Consider the following 18,752-nt stretch of genomic DNA (forward strand, 5'->3'; position numbering starts at 1 on the left):
TCAGGATGAAAAGAGTGAGACAAGGATGAAATTACCTAAGTTGCTTTTATTAGCGTCGATGATGAGTCCAATACTGGCAACATCAAGCTATGCCGCACCGCATCCCGCAGGTGTGACCCTCGATGAGATACAAGAAATTACGCTAAACAATGGAGCTAAAGTTACTTCTATTGACCCAGCCAAGCAAGCCGCAGAGCCCGCTTTTAATCTCGGTCGAGACCTGTTTGAAGGTCTGGTCATTCAAGATAAGCAAGGTAAAACCATTCCTGGTGTTGCTGAGTCTTGGTCAGTCAATGACAACAATACGGTTTATACCTTCCACTTACGTGATGCAAAATGGTCAAATGGCGAAACGGTCACTGCACAAGATTTTGTCTACAGCTGGCAACGCTTACTGAATCCAAGCACTGCTTCACCATACGCTTGGTTTGCGGCCATTCCAAATATCGAAAACTCGCAAGCGATTATGAAGGGCGACGCCGCACCCGAGTCTTTGGGCGTGAAGGCGCTGGATGAAAAAACGTTCCAGGTAACACTAGAAGAGCCTATTCCCTTCTTTACGAAACTATTAAGTCATCCAGTGCTTGCCCCCGTTCATAAAGCGACCATTGAAAAACATGGCAACCGTTGGACCCAGCCAGAACATATAGTTACAAATGGTGCGTTTACTGTCTCTGAATGGAAAGTTAACGAAAAACTGGTGATGGTTAAAAATCCACATTATTGGGACGCAAGCAATGTAGTGCTGGAAAAAGTCACCTGGCTACCAATTGGTGATGCAAACGTAGTGCTAAACCGCTACCTAGCTGGTGAGATAGACCAAGCGGTTTCCATTCCTGCCGCTCAGAAGAAAAAGTTAATTCAACAACGCCCACAAGAAGTGGCAAGCACCAGTGCGTCTCTTGGCTCCACATTCTATTACCTCAACACTCAACAAGGGCCAACAAAAGACGTGCGGGTTCGTAAAGCCCTCTCATATGCCATTGACCGTCAACTGTTAACGAGTGCTATTTTGAGAAACGGTGGGGTTCCAATGTATACCCTTGTGCCACCTCAAACAGATGGTTTTAAATCTCACACTCCTGAGTTCGCAACTTGGAACCGCCATAAACGTATCGAAAAAGCGCAGCAATTACTGTCAGAAGCTGGATACGATAAAAGCAATCCGCTTAAGTTAACGTTTACCGTACCAACTTTCTCGATGGACGTAAAAATGGCAACCACCATGGCAGGCATGTGGAAAAGCCGATTGGGTGCGCAAGTCACGATAAAACAGCTAGAACCGAAAGTGTTCTACGCACTTAAAGAGCCGACCGACATTACTCGCGGCGGCTGGACAGCCGACTACAATGAAGCCTCTACGTGGTTAGATATCTTTGTTTCTAATGGCGAGTACAACGATTCTCGTTATAACAACCCGCAATACGACGAGTTAATGGCTCGCTCAAAGACCATGAGCAACCCATCAGAACTGTATCTACAAGCAGAAAGCATGCTGATTGAAGACATGGCCATTATTCCTATTTATCGTCCGGGTAACGATCAATACCTCATCAAGCCTTACGTGGGCGGCTACGAACTGACAAACCCTGAGTCGTCGTACTACCGCAAGAATGTCTATGTAAAAGCCCACTAAAAGCATGTTTTCGGTCTGAGTCGGCAAGTTCAATGTTTACTTGCCGTTCCTCATATCTCTCGGTGGAGAAGGCAACCTGAGCTCAGACCATTTTTTATTCATAACCGTTCGAAGTGATTTCGGATGACCAAAGGATGATGGATCATGATTTGGTACATTGTTAAGCGATTAGCTATCGCTATCCCCACGCTTCTATTCATCGCACTCGTATCATTTTGGCTGATGCACATTGCACCAGGTGGGCCATTTGATATGGAACGGCCTATGCCAGAGGTGGTACGTGCGAATATCGAAGCAAAATTCCATTTGGACCAGCCCTTCCTTACTCAGTTTTGGATTTACATTGGTAATTTCATACAAGGAGATCTCGGTCCGAGCTTCGTTTATCAAGACTTCAGTGTTACACAGCTCGTCGCACAATCATGGCCAGTTTCAGCAGTATTAGGCGTACTCTCCTTTTGCATTTCCGTTCCACTTGGCATGTTGCTTGGCACCATTGCGGCATTGAACCGAAATAGCCGCCTAGATTACGGCCTGATGACACTTTCGATGACTGGAGTTGTGGTTCCGGCTTTCGTGCTTGCTCCAGTTTTAGTCATGATCTTCGCCATTCAGCTCGGCTGGTTCCCTGCTGGTGGTTGGGAAGGAGGAAAGCTGGCTTTTCTTGTTCTTCCCGTGCTCAGCCTGGCGATTGGCTCCATTGCGAGTATTGCACGCGTCATGCGTGGCGCAATGATTGAAACACTCAACCAACCATACATTCGAACGGCAAAGGCCAAAGGTTTGTCCACAACCTACATTTTATTCCATCATGCTTTGCGACCATCCCTTATTCCCGTCGTTGCGATGCTCGGCCCTGCGTTTGTGTCTGTTGTGACAGGCTCGGTGATTATCGACATTTTCTTTGGTACAGGTGGCATGGGACAACACTTTGTGTCTGGTGCTCTCAACCGCGACTACGGCCTAGTAATGGGCATTACTCTGATTGTCGCTTCACTCACTATCTTCTTTAACCTTGTGGTCGACTTGCTATATACGATTATCGACCCTCGTATACGCGTTTAGGAGTACGGCATGTTAACGATCAAAAAACTGGATACACAAGCTCTTCAAGATCAAGTCGTCGACAATATTGAAGCCGTCGAAGGTCGCAGTCTTTGGCAGGATGCATGGACTCGATTTCGTAAAAACAGAGCCGCGATGACATCAGTGTATGTTTTGGCGTTCATTACCTTATGCATCACCTTCGGCCCCTCTCTTGCCGCTTTTGGCCATGATGAAATTGACTGGGAAGTGCTCATCGATCCATACGAGCTAGGAAAACCTTCACTGAGCAGTGGTCATTACTTTGGTACCGATGATCTCGGGCAAGATGTTTTCGCTCGCACGATGCAAGGTGGCAGGCTCTCTATTTTGGTAGGTTTTGTTGGCGCCTTAGTCGCCGTTGTTATTGGTACGATTTGGGGAAGTATTTCCGGCTATCTTGGCGGCGTTGTCGATAGCGTAATGATGCGCATTATTGAGGTGCTCGATTCGGTGCCATTTATGTTTATGGTTATCCTGTTTGTTACCCTTTTTGGCAACAACATCTACCTGATTTTTATCGTGATCGGAATGGTATCTTGGCTGGGCATTGCCCGTGTTGTACGTGGCGTCACCTTCGGTCTAAAAAAGCGAGAGTTCATCGAAGCCGCACACTCTATTGGGGTTTCTAAATTGACAATTGTCCGACGCCATGTTCTGCCTAATGTTCTTGGGATCGTGATGGTTTATTCCTCCTTAATGGTACCAGGATTCATTATGTTCGAATCGTTTTTGAGCTTCTTAGGGCTTGGTGTTCAACCACCAGACACGAGCTGGGGAATCCTAATTTCCGAAGGCGCAAAAACGATTGACGTTGCATTGTGGATGCTGCTTTTTCCCTCTCTGTTTTTAGTTGCCACCCTCTTTTGTTTTAACTTCATCGGCGATGGCTTGTGTGATGCTCTTGACCCGAAAGACCGATAAGGACAAACCCATGCTATCTATTGAAAACATGAACGTGCGCTTCGATACGCCAGATGGGCAAGTGCAAGCGGTCAGTAATCTCTCCTACTCGATTAAAGCGGGCGAAACTCTTGGGATTGTTGGGGAATCAGGTTCGGGAAAAAGCCAGTCTGTTTTCGCATTAATGGGGTTAACCGCGGATAACGGCGCCGTGTCTGGAAGCGCAATGTTCCACGGTGATGATTTACTCGCGATGTCTAAAAAGCAGCTCAACCGCATCCGTGCAGAGAAAATCGGAATGATCTTTCAAGATCCGATGACGTCACTCAACCCATTTATGAAAATTGGCAAACAGCTTTGTGAAGTTCTCATGATTCATAAAGGAATGACCCGAAAACAAGCAAAAATTGAATCGATTCACATGTTGGATGCGGTGCGTATTCCCTCTCCCGAAACTAGGATGAATCAATACCCTCACGAATTATCTGGCGGAATGCGTCAGCGAATCATGATAGCGATGGCCTTGTTGTGTAAGCCCGAGTTGTTAATTGCAGACGAACCAACCACCGCGTTAGATGTAACCGTTCAAGCTCAAATTTTGACGCTATTACGAGACTTACAACAAGAGTTCAATACGGCTATTTTACTGATCACTCACGATATGGGCGTCGTCGCCGAGATGTGTGATCGCGTATTGGTCATGTATGGTGGTCAAAAAATGGAGCAATCAGATACCGAGACATTGTTCGCTCAACCTGCGCACCCCTACACTCAAGGCCTGCTAAAGGCGATTCCTTCCATCACTGAAGATATGCCGCGTTTACCAACCATCCCAGGTAACCCACCAAGTGCGTTGATTAACCATCAAGGGTGTCCGTTTAAAGAGCGGTGCGAGCATCGAGAGACGCGTTGCCAATACGAAACCCCACGGTTTTCTCCATTAAACACGAGCCAGTCCATTGCCTGTCACGTTAAAGCACCCAGTGTTATCACTCCCATTCAAATAAAAGCTTAAGGAGGCGTTATGAATAAAAAAGAAGTCCTCATGTCTGCTCGTGATTTAAACGTCCACTTTCCTGTTTCACGTCATCTTATTCCAAGTCGACGTAAAATCGTGAAAGCGGTCAATGGTATCGACTTAGATGTTTACCGAGGTGAGACACTTGGCATTGTGGGGGAATCAGGCTGCGGAAAATCAACACTTGCTCGCGCCTTACTTCGCTTAATTGAACCTACACATGGCGAGTTGACTTGGAAAGGTCAAGACATGCTCGGGTTTAGTAAAAAAGAGCTTTCCTCTCGACGCAGAGAATTTCAGATGGTGTTTCAAGACCCATCCGCTTGTTTGAATCCGAGGTTAACCATCTCAGAATGCATCGCCGAACCACTGCTCACCCACGAGCCAAAGCTTAAACGGGCAGAGGTAGAAAAGCGTGTCATCGCTATGATGGATAAAGTGGGTCTCTTGGCGAGCCAGCGAAACCGCTATCCACATGAATTTTCCGGAGGTCAATGCCAGCGTGTGGGCATTGCCAGAGCATTAATTCTCAATCCAGATTTGGTCGTGTGTGATGAACCCGTTAGTGCACTAGATGTCTCCATACAAGCTCAGGTCATCAATCTTCTAGATGATCTTAAACAAGAAATGGGGTTAACACTGGTGATGATTGCGCATGACTTAAGCGTGGTGCGCCATATCAGCGACCGCGTTATGGTGATGTATCTTGGTAAACCTATGGAAGTAGGACGTTACGATCAAGTATTTGATGATGCTCAACACCCCTACACCAAAGCACTGTTATCTGCTGTCCCGATAGCTAATCCGCAATTAGCACGTGACCGTGAAATACAACTATTGCCCGGCGATCTTCCTTCTCCACTTAACCCACCGAGCGGTTGCGTTTTTCGTACTCGATGCCCAGAAGCAACAGAAGTATGCGGGCAACAGAACCCAATAAAAACAGGCTCGGAGCAGCATCATATCTATTGCTCAAATATGACTTTAGGAACCATTTAATGAACAATACTAACTCAGTAAACCAACGCCTTACGTTATTGCGTGAGGCAATGTCCTTTCACAACGTGTCTGCATATATCGTGACCAACAATGACCCACATAACAGTGAATACTCAGCGGATCATTGGTTAGCGCGAAGCTGGATTTCAGGTTTTACCGGCTCAGCAGGCGATGTCGTCATTACCCAACAAGGTGGTGGCCTGTGGACTGATGGTCGTTACTATATTCAAGCTGAAGAACAGTTACACGGCACAGGACTTGAACTGTTTAAAGCCAAACAACCAGAAACGCCGACAGTTGCCAAATGGCTGGCTACCACGCTACCAGAAAACAGTATTATCGCGGTTGACGGGCGCGCCATCAGTTACGCTTTTTATCAAGGCCTCAAACAAACCTTTGAAGCGAAAAACATTAAGATCATTCTCGACCTGGATTTACTCACACCGATTTGGCTTGAAAGACCACCTCGCCCAAGTGCACCCGTATTCGAGCACCCCACCGCTTTTGCTGGCGTTGACACTGAAAATAAGTTAGCGAGAATCCGTTCTTGGTTAACCGAGAACCAAGTAGATAGCTTATTAGTGTCAACGCTAGATGATGTCATGTGGACAATGAATATTCGAGGTGGTGATACGAATTACTGCCCAGTTTCTGAAGCCTATCTAGTCGTAGAGCAATCACTTGCGACACTGTTTATTGATAAAGCCAAACTGCCTCAAGACGTTGAAAGAGCGCTGACCGATCAGAGTGTACACATTCGCCATTACAACTACGTAAGTCAGTATTTGAATCAGCAATGTGAGGGATTATCGCTCGCTTTTAACCCGACCCACACAGACAGCTTATTGGTGAGTTCGATTGAAGGGAATGTGAATCTAAAGCCAATGGCTTGCCCTGTAACGGCAATGAAGGCCATAAAAAATGCGACCGAGCTAACTAGCCTAGAACAGGCATTAACAGATGATGGTGTGGCAATCGTAAGGTTTATGAACTGGCTCGAAGAGCAAGTTCCAAGCGGACTCGTTACAGAATTGTCTGCTGAGGCACAACTGAATCACTATCGCCGTCAAACCCGACATTATGTGAGTGACAGTTTCCGCACTATCGCAGGCTTCGCAGCTCACGGGGCAAAAATGCATTATGCCGCCGATGAAGAAAGCAATGCGGCAGTCAATGAAAGCAACTTCTTTCTCGTCGATTCTGGTGGCCAATACCTTGGCGGGACAACAGACATCACCCGTACTTTCCACTTCGGGTCACCGACCATTAAGCAGCGCAAAGATTATACCTTGGTGCTCAAAGCGGTCATCCGACTGACTCAGACTCGATTCATGAAAGGCTCTACGGGTGCCAATCTTGATATCATGGCGCGTGGCGTCTTATGGCAACATGGTATTGATTACAAGTGCGGCACTGGACACGGCGTGGGCGTTTGCTTGAATGTTCACGAAGGCCCACAAAATTTCTCGCAAAGCCACCACGAGGTTGAACTAAAACCGGGTATGGTCATTACTAATGAGCCAGGCGTTTATCGCGAAGGTGAGTACGGGGTAAGAATAGAGAACATTCTTAAAGTTGTAGAAGTAGAACAAAATGAGTTCGGCACGTTTTACGGTTTTGAGACCATCACTCTTGCTCCAATTGCGACCAACGCCCTTGATTTATCAATGCTAGATCAAGCAGAGCTAGACTGGCTCAATCATTACCATTCACGAGTCTATCAAGCACTTAGCCCTTTTCTTGATACGCAAGATAAAAACTGGCTTCAACGCACAACCCAACTTATTGAGAAATAGGATATCAGCAAGCTTTATAACGTTTTCATTTTCATCTCAAACTCCTTGTTTGCCAGCCTTCGGGCTGGTTTTTTTATAGAGATAACGGCGTGAAAAACAAAAACGCCCCGCAATGTTAGCGAGGCGATCAATTAAATTAAAATGATGCAGTTAAAATGCCCTACTGACGACACTTCTGAGCATCAAAATCAACGACGATGGCGGCATTCTCAAAGTCACCAGAGACTTTAACGTAGCCCCAGTAGTTACTCTGATTTGACAACGTAATACACTCTCCATTACCAATATTATCTGACCACCCGTGAAGATTAGCACCATCCGGCCAACCAGAGTTACTGTATTCAAGCTTTAGGTTGCCCATACCGTTCCCCGTCGTTATCGCCAGATTTGAGCTCTCATTCACCGCTGGCACGCTTAGCCAAATGGTTTGTTGATTTGCCAAGCAAACGGGCTCTCCTGCTGTTAGGCGCCCACCGCTTACTTTACTTTGCACCGCGCAGTCTTGTGGCAATGTGTCATTACCGCCCAACGTTGAGATAACAACACTATGAGTGGCGGTTGCCGTCAAGCCTTCACTGTCTGTCACACTTAGACTGACCGAATACTCCCCTTCACTCCCATATTGGTGCGTCGGCTTGGTTTGTGTACTTGTCGAGCCATCACCGAAGTCCCATAAGACGCTGACGATCTTCCCGTTTGGGTCTGTACTGTTTTCACTGCTAAATGTAATGCTTTCACCGACTTTCCCCTTGTTGTTTGCGGTTATGACTGCATTAGGTGCACCATTTGAGACAAGGGCTTGCTGCCACTGCTCAAACTCACTTTGATATAAATTCGCCCATTGGGTGATCGTTGCTTTGTAATTGCTCCAATTCCCTTGGCGTGTTTCCACCAGCATTTGGTTTACGTCATCTTTATGATTTTCAAACATAAAACGTACAGCTAAGTACCCCCAACGATAAATTCGATCGACATCAAACCCATCATAAGTAGTCTCGAAAATCTCACTTAAGGTATATGTCGAGCCGTCTAAAATCGTCTCAAGTGCTGCTTGGTTGTCATTTTCTTGAGCGACATACTCTGCAATGCCTTCACTCAACCACACTATTTTTTCAGTTGGATGACTAAACCCTCCATAGAGATCAAATCGACCATCTAAGTAATGCACGTATTCGTGCTCTAAGTTCCAGACAAAGTGATCCGCGTTCGCATAAGAGGCTTCATAAGCAATAAAGTTGGGAATATTCCCCGGCTGGGAAGGATCGCCTTCCAAGTACATACCGCCATTGTCAGTACTAATATCGAAAATTGGCCCTGCGTACTTACCATAATCGGTGCTTGAATCGAAGATATTGACTTGGAGCTGAGTATTGTGGTCATCTTTTACTGGCTGTTCACCAGTTTCTAATGACTGATGAAAGTAACCCTCTTCGTAACCCATTTTAGAACATGCGGCCGCGTGTTGCTCTTGCGTCATATTCTGGGACAATATTCGAATTGTTGGACTACAAGTATAAGTTTGCGATAGCACTAAGCCTTTTAGCTCAGTTTCGAAATTACAAATTCCGAACTCACTACAATCTGCGTAATATGAGGCAGTGTCCGCCGCCGCAAGCCAAACCGCGTCACCCCGACCATACATTTCATACTGTTCAAAGATTCGACTCAGCTGACTCTTCACAACAGAACTCGCGTTACCCGTATACTTGGTCAAACGCCCGAGCTCTCGCCCCGCATTCGCGGCCATGAACTCATCTTCAGCACCGATTGATGATGCCCTCAGAGCAAAATCGCCTAAAGCTTTGGCAAGGTCCGTTTGGTTGCCAATTATTTGCACAAATTGCTCGTTCCACTGCCCACCAAACAAAATAGTGAAAACACCGTTAACTGCATTGCGCATATACCAGTGCTGGGCGTATTGATCATTCCAACGTGTAAGCCACTGGGTCACTTGCGGTAAGTACGCGTGCTGCAAGCCCGCACTATCCATAGTGATGATGACTTCACTAAGCACTTTGCCGTGACGGTCGCTGTTCTCATAGAAGTTTGCGTTATTAACAAACGCATCCACGGATTCTTTCACCGCTGGGGTAACCCATTCAATAAATGAGATGTTGTCATTGTAAAACTCGGCGTAATAACCCGCGCGCAAGTATAAGAAAAACGTTTCGAGTTCATCGCTCCCGCCACCTGTATACCCCTTCGCCAATGTCGTAGTGCGCTTCGCAATGTTGTACATATGATCGGAGCTAAATACCGACTCCTGAATCCGACTTTCAGCAGAGAATAACTGGTTCACGCACGTCGCGCCCTGACTTAAAATTTCGCTGATCAATTGGTTACTGCTTTCGGTAACCAATGCTTCCAAATCACAAGCAGTGCTCGACTCATCAAGGCTTTCAAGTGACTGTACTCGAGTTGCCTTGGAGGGCTGAATAGGGAGAGTTGCGGTTGGTTGGTATTCAACTCGATTGGATTCAACACCGTGTGTATGAGCCGAATGTGCATGTTGCTCTGTAACTTGAGAAACTGGCTCGCTTAACGCAAATACGCCAGTGCTGGTTAATGTTGTCGCAATCGCGACACTCAAAGTCTTCAGTTCCATCTAATTTCTTCTATATTGAGTTTTCCTTAAATGCATTACGTCTTTTGCATCGCCACTGCCCTTATTACTGCAAGAGCATCTCCATATAATCTACTCGCAAGACAAGATGAAACATTTTGTTAACAACTGAACGTGACGGTGTCAGTTTTTGGTACTCGAGTTGCCGTTGCACGAGCTTGCCAGAAATCGATTTGCTTTAGTAATATTGATCAACTAGTTGTTTATCTTTCCATTCAAATATCTTTTATTGCTCCTCACAAAAGCGATAAAATGGTTTCTTTTCTTTTTGCTAAACAACTCCTATGACCGACGCTGATATTGAGCTACAACATCTTTGGTTAGAAGTCCAAGCCGAACGCTGGCAAAACCTGCCACGCTTTTTATTCAGTTACTACTGCTACAAGCACAACCTTGTCAGTAAAACCAACAAAGTTTGTTGGGAGACGGCACGTGCAAGACTGCCCGCTTCAACCTCAATAAAAGAGCGAAAAAAGGCGGTGGTTGAACCGTTAGTCTCTGAGGAAACCGTCGTTGGGTTATTGAAATCCATCAGCAAAGATGGGGAAATGACGTTTAACGTGATGGTAACCACACTTAATGCGTTTTTGCACTATGTTGTGATTAGCAAGGAAGAGAAAGCCCGACTTAAACCAAACATGCCAGCTAGTTGGTATCAGCGATCAAACAAGTCGCCTTTGGCACGTTTCGAGCAGGCTGGCATTAATCTACAGGAGTGACATGTCAGTCATCGCTGATGATAAACACAAAAGACAAGCGCCTACAATGAGGCGCATTTGGTCAAAAATTGAGGAGCACCTAAACAAAAGTGCGTAGCGAGCAACAAAGAAAAAGTTTGGTTATTCTTGAATGCCTCGAATGCGTACATTACGCCTACGTAGAACTTCTAAAGTCACGAGCAAACACACCGACATAAAAATCAGCAACGTAGCGACCGCCAATATAGTCGGACTGATTTGCTCTCGAATTCCTGACCACATCTGCCTAGGAACGGTTTTTTGTTCTGCCCCAGTCAGGAATAACGCCACCACAACCTCGTCGAACGAAGTGCCAAAAGCAAACAAGCCGCCAGAAATCATCCCCGGACGAATCAGAGGAAAGGTAATGTGTCTGAAAGTATAAACAGGGTTTGCTCCTAAGCTAGCCGCCGCTTTTACCAAGCTATGGTCAAAGCCGCTTAACGTCGCAGTAACGGTAATGACGACAAAAGGCGTACCTAACGCAGCGTGTGCCAAAATGACGCCTAAATAAGTTTGTGATAAGCCAAGGCGTGTGTAGAAAAAGTACATCGCAGCAGCAGAGATAATGACTGGTACGATCATGGGTGAGATCAACAGCGCCATAATCGTATTGCGAAAAGGCAAGTTACTACTTGCTAAACCCAACGCCGCCAGAGTTCCTAGCCCTGTTGCAACGAGTGTCGCCATAAAAGCAATAAACGTGCTGTTTTTCAGCGCCAACAGCCACTGATCACTAGTAAACATTTCTTGATACCAGCGAGTAGAATACGCTGCCGAGTCAAGGTTTAACATCCCCTCGGTAAAAGTAAAGTAAGGCGTTGCATTAAACGATAACGGGATGATGGTCAGAATTGGAGCGATTAAAAAGAACAGCACCACCCCACAAAAAGCTAAGTAACCTGCGTAAGCAACTCGCTCTACTTTTGATGCATAGTTTGGTAATGCCATGGTTATCCCCCTACCTTAAGGTTGTTAATGCCAACCACACGGTTGAACATATAAAACAGAACCAGTACAACGAACAAAAGCAGTCCACCCAATGCGCCAGCCATCCCCCAGTTCAGTGATGTCTGCATATGATAGGCAATCATATTGGAGATCATCTGTCCGCTTCTTCCACCAACCAAAGCGGGCGTAATGTAGAAGCCAATAGAAAGAATGAAAGTAAGCAAGGCCCCCGCACCTATCCCCGGTAACGTAAGCGGCATATAAACTTTGATGAACGCAATGAAAGGCGTCGCGCCTAGAGAACGAGCGGCACGGAAATAAGTTGGGCTAATTCCTTTCATTACGCTATACAGAGGCAGGATCATAAAAGGCAACAGAATGTGCACCATAGACACCACCGTTCCGAAGGTATTGTGAATCATCTGAATTCGCTCAGAAGTAAAACCCGACCAAATAAGGAGATCATTAATGACCCCTTGGTTTTGCAGCAGAACAATCCAAGACGTGGTTCTGACTAATAATGATGTCCAAAATGGCAGCAGCACAATGATTAAAAGTAAGTTCGCGCGCTTATCAGGTAAATTGGCAAGCAGGTAAGCAACGGGGTACGCCATCACCAAACAAATTAAGGTGATTGAAATAGACATCCAAAAAGTTTTAAAGAAAAGGTCGACGTATATTTGGCGTTTTTCTGGTTGGGGTTCAATGTCTCCAAACTCATTCACTTGCAAGTCTAGCGCTGCAAGATAGTGACTGAATGTTAATGCGCCACTAAGATTCTTAAACGCCGCCCAATATTTAGGATTAGCCCAACGCTTATCCAGCTTAGCTAGCTGTGTCACCGAGCTCGGCAGCGACGTCAAACGAGACAACTTTCTGCCGGTTTTCATGAGTAAACTGCGCATACCAGACTCTTCAATATTCATCCGGTTGGCTATTTTCGGCAGCTCTTTGCTTTGATAAAGCGCAAGTACTTCAACAGAGAATGCCTCAATGACTTCTTGATGAGGCTGACCTTGATAATCCCAACTTTCTAAGGCTTGAATAGTTTGTGGTAGTGACAGGGATATTTCTCGGTTATCCACGCTTCGATAAAGCATGTCGAGGATAGGAAAAGCAAACGTAAGCAGAATAAAACACACCAATGGCGTTGTGAGCATAATGGAGCGAAGCTTTTTTCGGCGCTCGGCCTTTTGCAACTGCGCTTTCAAATTGGTTTCTTGCTCATGAACTTGGCGTTCGATTTCCAATACAGAATCTAATGCGGTTAGCTCTCGACTCATGCTGCTACCTCGCTACTTTGAGTTTGTGTCCCATCAAGAGCATGGCAATCGTCACTTTGCCAACCAATACGACAAATTGAGCCAGGCGTTAACTGCAAGTGTTTACGATTATCGTTAGGTACTTTAACGATGAAGTGACCAACGCTCTCTACTTCGACGACCAGACGATAATGATCACCGTGATAAATCAATTCTCGTAGGACGCCCGAGACTTGGTTCTCACAAGACGCTTTCTCTGGTTGAATAACAATCTTTTCTGGTCGAATGGAAAGTGTTGTTCTCTGCCCTTGCTCAGAGACTCTGACAGGTTTCGCAGTAAATAACTCTTTCCCAACGAGCACTTGGCAATACTTTCCGTCCCACTCTTTGACTAAACCTGAGAGTTGGTTGTTTTCTCCGATAAACTGCGCAACAAACGTATTACTCGGAGATTCATAAAGCTCGGTTGGTGTCGCGAGTTGTTGCACTTCGCCGTGATTAAAAACCGCAATACGGTCGGACATAGTGAGAGCTTCGTCTTGATCGTGCGTCACATACAAAATGGTAATGCCAAGCTTTTCATGCAAATGTTTAATTTCCATCTGCATTTGCTCACGCAGCTGCTTATCTAACGCGCCTAGTGGTTCATCCATCAACACGAGTTTAGGCTCAAACACTAATGCTCGCGCTAACGCAACACGCTGTTGTTGACCACCTGATAACTGCTTCGGGTATCGAGTCGCAACATGCTCAAGCTCGACCATTTCTAATACACTCTGAACTTTGCTTTGAATCGTGTCACTGTCGAGTTTTCGCACCTTTAAAGGAAACGCAAGATTCTCAGCAATGGTCATATGTGGAAACAACGCATAGTTTTGAAACACCATACCAATATCGCGCTTGTGCGGCGCGAGATGATTGACAGGAACGCCATCGATATAAATGTCTCCACCGGTCGCAGTTTCAAAGCCTGCTAGCATCATCAAGCAAGTGGTCTTGCCCGATCCTGACGGCCCCAACATAGTAACGAACTCTCCAGGAGTAATATCTAAGTTGAAGTCTTTCACCACCAAATTAGTGCCATCGTAGGTTTTCTTAACGTGTTGAAAGCTGACATAGTCCTTGTTTTCCGTGCTCATGACTTCCCTCTTCTCATTTTTTGAATATTACGAATGAGTAGAGCGTCAGTTAACGCTCTACTAAACAGCACAATTACAGATTGTATTTGGATAGGTCTAAGCGGGTTTCTAACGCATGTTCAACCATTTGAATGACTTGTTGACGCTCTTCACCTTGTAAGAGTTGGCGTGGCGCACGAACTTGTTCAGAGCCACGTCCGCAGACTTGCTCGGCCAATTTTATGCACTGAACCAGCGTAGGAATGGTGTCTAAACGCAATAGGGGTAAGAACCAACGGTAGATCTCTAACGCTTCAGCATAACGACCTTGGCTTGCCAGTTTATAAATCGCGACGGATTCTTCTGGGAATGCGTTGGTTAAACCAGAAATCCAGCCGGTCGCACCTAGCATCAATGATTCAAGAGCGATGTCATCAACACCACTGAACACGGTAAAGCGGTCATCAAATTTATTGTAAAGCTCAGTGATACGACGAGTATCAGTGGTCGACTCTTTGATAGCTACAATACTTTCAAACTCAGCCAGTTTCGCCATAATATCGAGGTTTACATCGACACCATAAGCAACCGGGTTGTTGTAAATCATGATTGGCATTTCTGGCGTTGCTTCTGCTAGCGTGCGGTAATATTCGAACGTTTCGCTCTCAGACGTGCGGTAAACCATGGCAGGCATCACCATACAACCATCGATACCAATTTTGTGCGCATCCTGCATGTAATCAACAGCTGCTGTGGTAATAGACTCTGCTGTACCAGCAATCAAAGGCACACGGCCATTTACGACTTCTTTTGCCGCTTGCAAGACCTGGCGTTTCTCCTCCGGGTACAACGCACAGTTCTCACCGACAGTACCCAAGCAGATAATGCCATTCACACCATCTTTAATTTGGTTATCTATAACAGTTTGCGTTGCGTCTAAGTCGATTGACTGATCTTGACGGAATTGCGTACTGACCGCCGGATAAACACCTTTCCAATCAATTTTCATGAACTACCTTCCTTATATGTATATTGTATGCAATTTAAATGAACGAGCGAAAATGCTCAGACATGGCTATCTATGCCATTTTCTAACAACACCGCCTTTACAGCGGCCAAATCAGCCAAAGCACTGCCAACTGATTTGTATAAAGTAATGACCTCATCGTTTTGACGTCCTGAGATTTGTTGGGCGCAAAGCTGCGGTAATTCCCCTTTGATATCGTCTGAAGTGAACACGCCCTCTTGAATTGGAATGAGAAGATCGCCCGCTTCGGCTAATACATTAATACGGCTATCAACATACACCTGTGCTCGTTGCACTGCTTTAGAGTCGCATTCACGCTTGTCCAAATCATGATTACCGACCAAATCAATATGGGTGCCCTGCAGCACGTCTGCGCCATTAAACAAAGGCTCTGCTGATGCGGTAATACAGCTGATGATGTCAACGTGTTTGATAACGTGGTCCACTTTTTCTACGACTGAAACACGGAACCGACGCTCATCAGGAAGCGATTGATACTCTGAAGATGACACAATGGCATCTACCGTCGCCTCGGCTTTGTCTGAGTTACGCCCCCAAATATAAACCTGCTTAAGTGGGCGAACCGCAGCGTATGCCCACGCAAAATAAGGCGCAAGATTGCCCGTTCCGCAGATCAACAGACGATCAGCACCGGGACGCGCCAAATAGTCCGCTGCCAACGCAGAAGCTGCGGCGGTGCGCCAAAACGTTAAAACTTTACCGTCCACGAGTGCGAGCGGCTCACCATCGTTTCGTCTAAAAACAAGCAGCTTAGATGCAAGCGTATCTTTTCCTTGCTCGGGGTTATGCGGGAAATACGTAAAGGCTTTCACCGCAATTAACTCCTGGTTCCAAGCAGGAAGTAGCGCAAACGCCTCGTATTCTCCCTCTTCTAAGGGCATGACTCGGCGTTGAGGTATTGTTGCTGGCCGCGAGTACATTTCACGCATCGTTTCAATAAGAGACTTCATTGTTAAACATTGCGCGACTTGCTGTGCTTCGATGACTTTCATCATTTCTCCGAAAACATAAATACAGTTGAGGAAAAGTACGGAACCTCGCTTATGGATGAAAACTCGGCCCCATACAAAAATTAACGCCTAGTTAAGCAGCCAGGTGTTGAACTCTTCATTGAGTTCATCCGCGTAGTCTGACCACCATTCATCGTTAATCAGGAAGGCGGTTTGGAAGTTTTGAGGTGCGGTAGGAAGGTTCGCTAAAATGTCTGGGTTCACCTCCGCCGAAGACGACTTACGCGTAGGCCCATAGGCAACGTACTTAGCTTGATCAGCTAATGGTTTTGTTCCTGAAGAAAAAGCAATAAAGTCCAATGCAAGCTTTGTGTTCTCACTCCCTTTAGGTATCGCCCATCCATTCATGTAACCCATTTGACGGTCCCATATAATCCGAAATGGTTGACCTTCATCTTTACGGGCATTGTGGATTCGGCCGTTAAACGCCGAGGCGATCACCACTTCTTTGTCTGCAAGCATTTGAGGTGGCTGGGCACCTGTTGTCCACCACAGTACTTCTGATTTGATCGTATCCAACTTAGCAAAAGCACGCTCACGCCCCGCTTCGGTTTCGAGCAGGCTGTAGACCTCTTCTGGCTTTACACCATCAGCCAATAGTGCCCACTCAAGATTGCCCTGAGGTTGTTTTTGCAATGCACGTCGACCTGGAAAAGTTTTTAGGTCAAAAAGATCGGTCAACTTGCTTGGCAAAGCCTTACCTTTAAACGCGTCTTCGTTCACCGCTAATACAGTGGACACAACGATGGTATTGATTGCGCATTCGTGAATCGCACCATCAATAAAATCCTCTTGTGCTGGTGTTCCATCTGCGCCCGGAGGCAAAATACTTGGGCTCACTGGTTCTAATAGCCCTTCTGCACAACCACGAACAATGTCCGGCTTGTCGAGAGAAACCAAATCCCAGCGCACATTGTTCGCTTCCACCTGTGCTTTAATTTCGGCTAATCCGCCGCTGAAATCCTCGGATACGATCTCAACACCTGTTTTTTTAATGAAAGGCTTATGATATGCCTCCACTTGGCTCTTGGTGAATGCACCACCCCAAGATACGACCGTCAATTTGTCTTCAGCATAAGCAGAGGTCCCCAACAGCATTCCTGAGATCAACAGCGCCAATGGTGCTTTGGTCATTCGTGACATGTTTTACTCCTTTTGGTTGTTTTTCTGGAGGCATCCGAGTACGGCTGTTGGATACCAGTTTTTGTTAAAATTAAGTTAAAATTAGCATTTAATATATTTTATACAATATTTAATATTAAATTTTTCAGGCAAATCGTTGTAATGAAAAAGGTGAAAGATCAATCGATGTCGGCTTTCCTTCGATAAGCTCTAAAAGGAGATCTGCCGTAATCGCCGCTTGAGTTAATCCAAGGTGTTGGTGGCCAAATGCCAGTAATACATTTCCATCCCAAATGCTATCAATAACCGGTAACGAGTCGACTGTTGAAGGCCGATTACCCATCCACTTTTCTCCTTGCTTGAGTGAATGTAACCCCGATTCAAACATCTCATCACCTAACTGAAAAAGCATTTCTGAACGTTTCATATTGGGTGGTGATTCTACATCGGCATACTCCACAGTGCCTGCCAAGCGTAGCCCACCTGACATCGGAGTCATGATGAATTTTCTATCGGCAGAGCTAATAGGAAATGGCAGTACATCACGCTTGTCATCCACCATTAGGTGATAACCACGCTCGGCTTGAATAGGCACTTTGACTCCGGTTAGTTGCCGTATCAAAGGCTTAGAATGTACACCAGCGGCAACAATGATTCGGTCAAATGAATGTGTTTGAGACTCAACCAGCACATCGCCATTTTTCGCCAACGCAGATACACCTTTTTGTAAAACCTTACCGCCAAGAACTTCAAAAGCTTCACTTAGCTCAGCACAGAGCTGATAAGGGTCTAGCGTATGACCGGTTTCGGGAAAAAAGACTCCGATACGAACCTTATGGCTGAGATCAGGTATTCGCTCTCGAATCGCCTCTTGTGTCCAAACTTGATACGCCACACCGTTTTTAGCCAGTGAGTTAAGCGTGCTTTGATAATTCTGAAACAGTTTCTCGTTTTCAAAAGTGAGCAATGAACCATTCATTTTTATTAGATGCGCTTTTCCGATTGAATCAAGCACGCCACGCCAACTTGCCACTGACCGCTCGTTAAGACTCTTAATCGCGTTTTTTGCCCGCTCCGCGGCTGATGGCTTGGTTTGTAATAGAAAACGAATCATCCACCCGATTGTGTTTGGAATATCTTGCCAACGGATCGAAACCGGACTTTTGGGATCTAGCAGCATTTTAGGTAATTGTGGAAGCAGCGCTGGCGTTGCAAGAGGGAAGATTTGCTCAGTCGCGATATGGCCTGCATTTCCCTTAGAGCATCCATTCCCCACGCCATTGGGATCAAAAATCGTGACTTGATAACCTTGCTGCTGCAATTTCAAGCCAATTGATAAGCCAATAATCCCCGCACCTATCACAGCGATCCTTTCCTTTTTAGTTTCATCCTTGACCAACATAAATATGCTCCGAGTCACACTTGAAAACGTAGATTGTATACAAT

15 protein-coding genes are annotated in these 18,752 nt (G+C 45.9%); 7 read left to right on the plus strand and 8 right to left on the minus strand.

Features of this window, described 5'->3' with window-relative positions; genetic code table 11:
- Nucleotides 1-25: 25 nt before the first annotated feature.
- The 6 genes from R7035_RS01370 (at nt 26) to R7035_RS01395 (ending at nt 7,435) form a co-directional block, all read left to right on the plus strand.
- Complete coding sequence (locus R7035_RS01370; protein ID WP_318145934.1) at nt 26-1,636, plus strand: peptide ABC transporter substrate-binding protein; 1,611 nt, start codon at nt 26-28, stop codon at nt 1,634-1,636.
- A gap of 144 nt (nt 1,637-1,780) precedes the next feature.
- Entirely contained in the window at nt 1,781-2,701 is a 921-nt protein-coding gene (gene oppB / locus R7035_RS01375; RefSeq protein WP_005377838.1) for an oligopeptide ABC transporter permease OppB, read from the plus strand.
- A gap of 9 nt (nt 2,702-2,710) precedes the next feature.
- Nucleotides 2,711-3,643 carry an ABC transporter permease subunit gene (locus R7035_RS01380; RefSeq protein WP_318145935.1) on the plus strand — a complete coding sequence of 311 codons (933 nt, stop codon included), beginning with the start codon at nt 2,711-2,713 and terminating at the stop codon, nt 3,641-3,643.
- 10 nt (nt 3,644-3,653) lie between these two features.
- A complete protein-coding gene (locus R7035_RS01385; protein ID WP_017820901.1) occupies nt 3,654-4,637 on the plus strand; it encodes an ABC transporter ATP-binding protein in 984 nt (327 codons plus the stop codon).
- Between the two features lie 9 nt (nt 4,638-4,646).
- Nucleotides 4,647-5,639: an ABC transporter ATP-binding protein gene (locus R7035_RS01390; protein WP_017633963.1), complete on the plus strand. Its 993-nt coding sequence runs from the start codon at nt 4,647-4,649 to the stop codon at nt 5,637-5,639.
- Nucleotides 5,639-7,435 carry an aminopeptidase P family protein gene (locus R7035_RS01395; protein ID WP_053350405.1) on the plus strand — a complete coding sequence of 599 codons (1,797 nt, stop codon included), beginning with the start codon at nt 5,639-5,641 and terminating at the stop codon, nt 7,433-7,435. Before R7035_RS01390 ends, R7035_RS01395 begins: the two co-directional genes overlap by 1 nt.
- Nucleotides 7,436-7,595: 160 nt before the next feature.
- Here R7035_RS01395 and R7035_RS01400 read toward each other — a convergent pair whose 3' ends face one another.
- On the minus strand, nt 7,596-10,040 hold the full coding sequence (locus R7035_RS01400; protein WP_318145936.1) for a collagenase: 2,445 nt from the start codon (nt 10,038-10,040) through the stop codon (nt 7,596-7,598).
- A 302-nt stretch (nt 10,041-10,342) separates the two neighbouring features.
- Between R7035_RS01400 and R7035_RS01405 the strand changes: the two genes are divergently transcribed.
- The gene (locus R7035_RS01405; RefSeq protein WP_042521922.1) at nt 10,343-10,777 is read left to right on the plus strand and encodes a hypothetical protein; all 435 of its coding nucleotides are present in this window, start codon (nt 10,343-10,345) and stop codon (nt 10,775-10,777) included.
- A gap of 120 nt (nt 10,778-10,897) precedes the next feature.
- Here R7035_RS01405 and R7035_RS01410 read toward each other — a convergent pair whose 3' ends face one another.
- The 7 genes from R7035_RS01410 to R7035_RS01440 all read right to left on the minus strand — a co-directional run bounded on the left by R7035_RS01410 (nt 10,898) and on the right by R7035_RS01440 (nt 18,708).
- The gene (locus R7035_RS01410) at nt 10,898-11,746 is read right to left on the minus strand and encodes an ABC transporter permease (protein ID WP_006741629.1); all 849 of its coding nucleotides are present in this window, start codon (nt 11,744-11,746) and stop codon (nt 10,898-10,900) included.
- Between the two features lie 2 nt (nt 11,747-11,748).
- Nucleotides 11,749-13,029 carry an ABC transporter permease gene (locus R7035_RS01415; protein ID WP_054577900.1) on the minus strand — a complete coding sequence of 427 codons (1,281 nt, stop codon included), beginning with the start codon at nt 13,027-13,029 and terminating at the stop codon, nt 11,749-11,751.
- Nucleotides 13,026-14,147 carry an ABC transporter ATP-binding protein gene (locus R7035_RS01420; protein ID WP_054574076.1) on the minus strand — a complete coding sequence of 374 codons (1,122 nt, stop codon included), beginning with the start codon at nt 14,145-14,147 and terminating at the stop codon, nt 13,026-13,028. Before R7035_RS01420 ends, R7035_RS01415 begins: the two co-directional genes overlap by 4 nt.
- Nucleotides 14,148-14,220: 73 nt before the next feature.
- Entirely contained in the window at nt 14,221-15,135 is a 915-nt protein-coding gene (locus R7035_RS01425; RefSeq protein ID WP_033905160.1) for a dihydrodipicolinate synthase family protein, read from the minus strand.
- Nucleotides 15,136-15,191: 56 nt separating this feature from the next.
- The gene (locus R7035_RS01430; protein WP_193837471.1) at nt 15,192-16,166 is read right to left on the minus strand and encodes an ornithine cyclodeaminase family protein; all 975 of its coding nucleotides are present in this window, start codon (nt 16,164-16,166) and stop codon (nt 15,192-15,194) included.
- A gap of 87 nt (nt 16,167-16,253) precedes the next feature.
- On the minus strand, nt 16,254-17,327 hold the full coding sequence (locus tag R7035_RS01435; RefSeq protein WP_017633955.1) for a polyamine ABC transporter substrate-binding protein: 1,074 nt from the start codon (nt 17,325-17,327) through the stop codon (nt 16,254-16,256).
- Between the two features lie 124 nt (nt 17,328-17,451).
- Nucleotides 17,452-18,708 (minus strand): NAD(P)/FAD-dependent oxidoreductase, encoded by a 1,257-nt coding sequence (locus R7035_RS01440; RefSeq protein ID WP_262652058.1) that lies wholly within the window; start codon nt 18,706-18,708, stop codon nt 17,452-17,454.
- Between the last annotated feature and the right edge of the window lie 44 nt (nt 18,709-18,752).

The organism is Vibrio sp. 1731, assembly GCF_033339955.1.
Taxonomy (GTDB): Bacteria; Pseudomonadota; Gammaproteobacteria; order Enterobacterales; family Vibrionaceae; genus Vibrio; species Vibrio alginolyticus.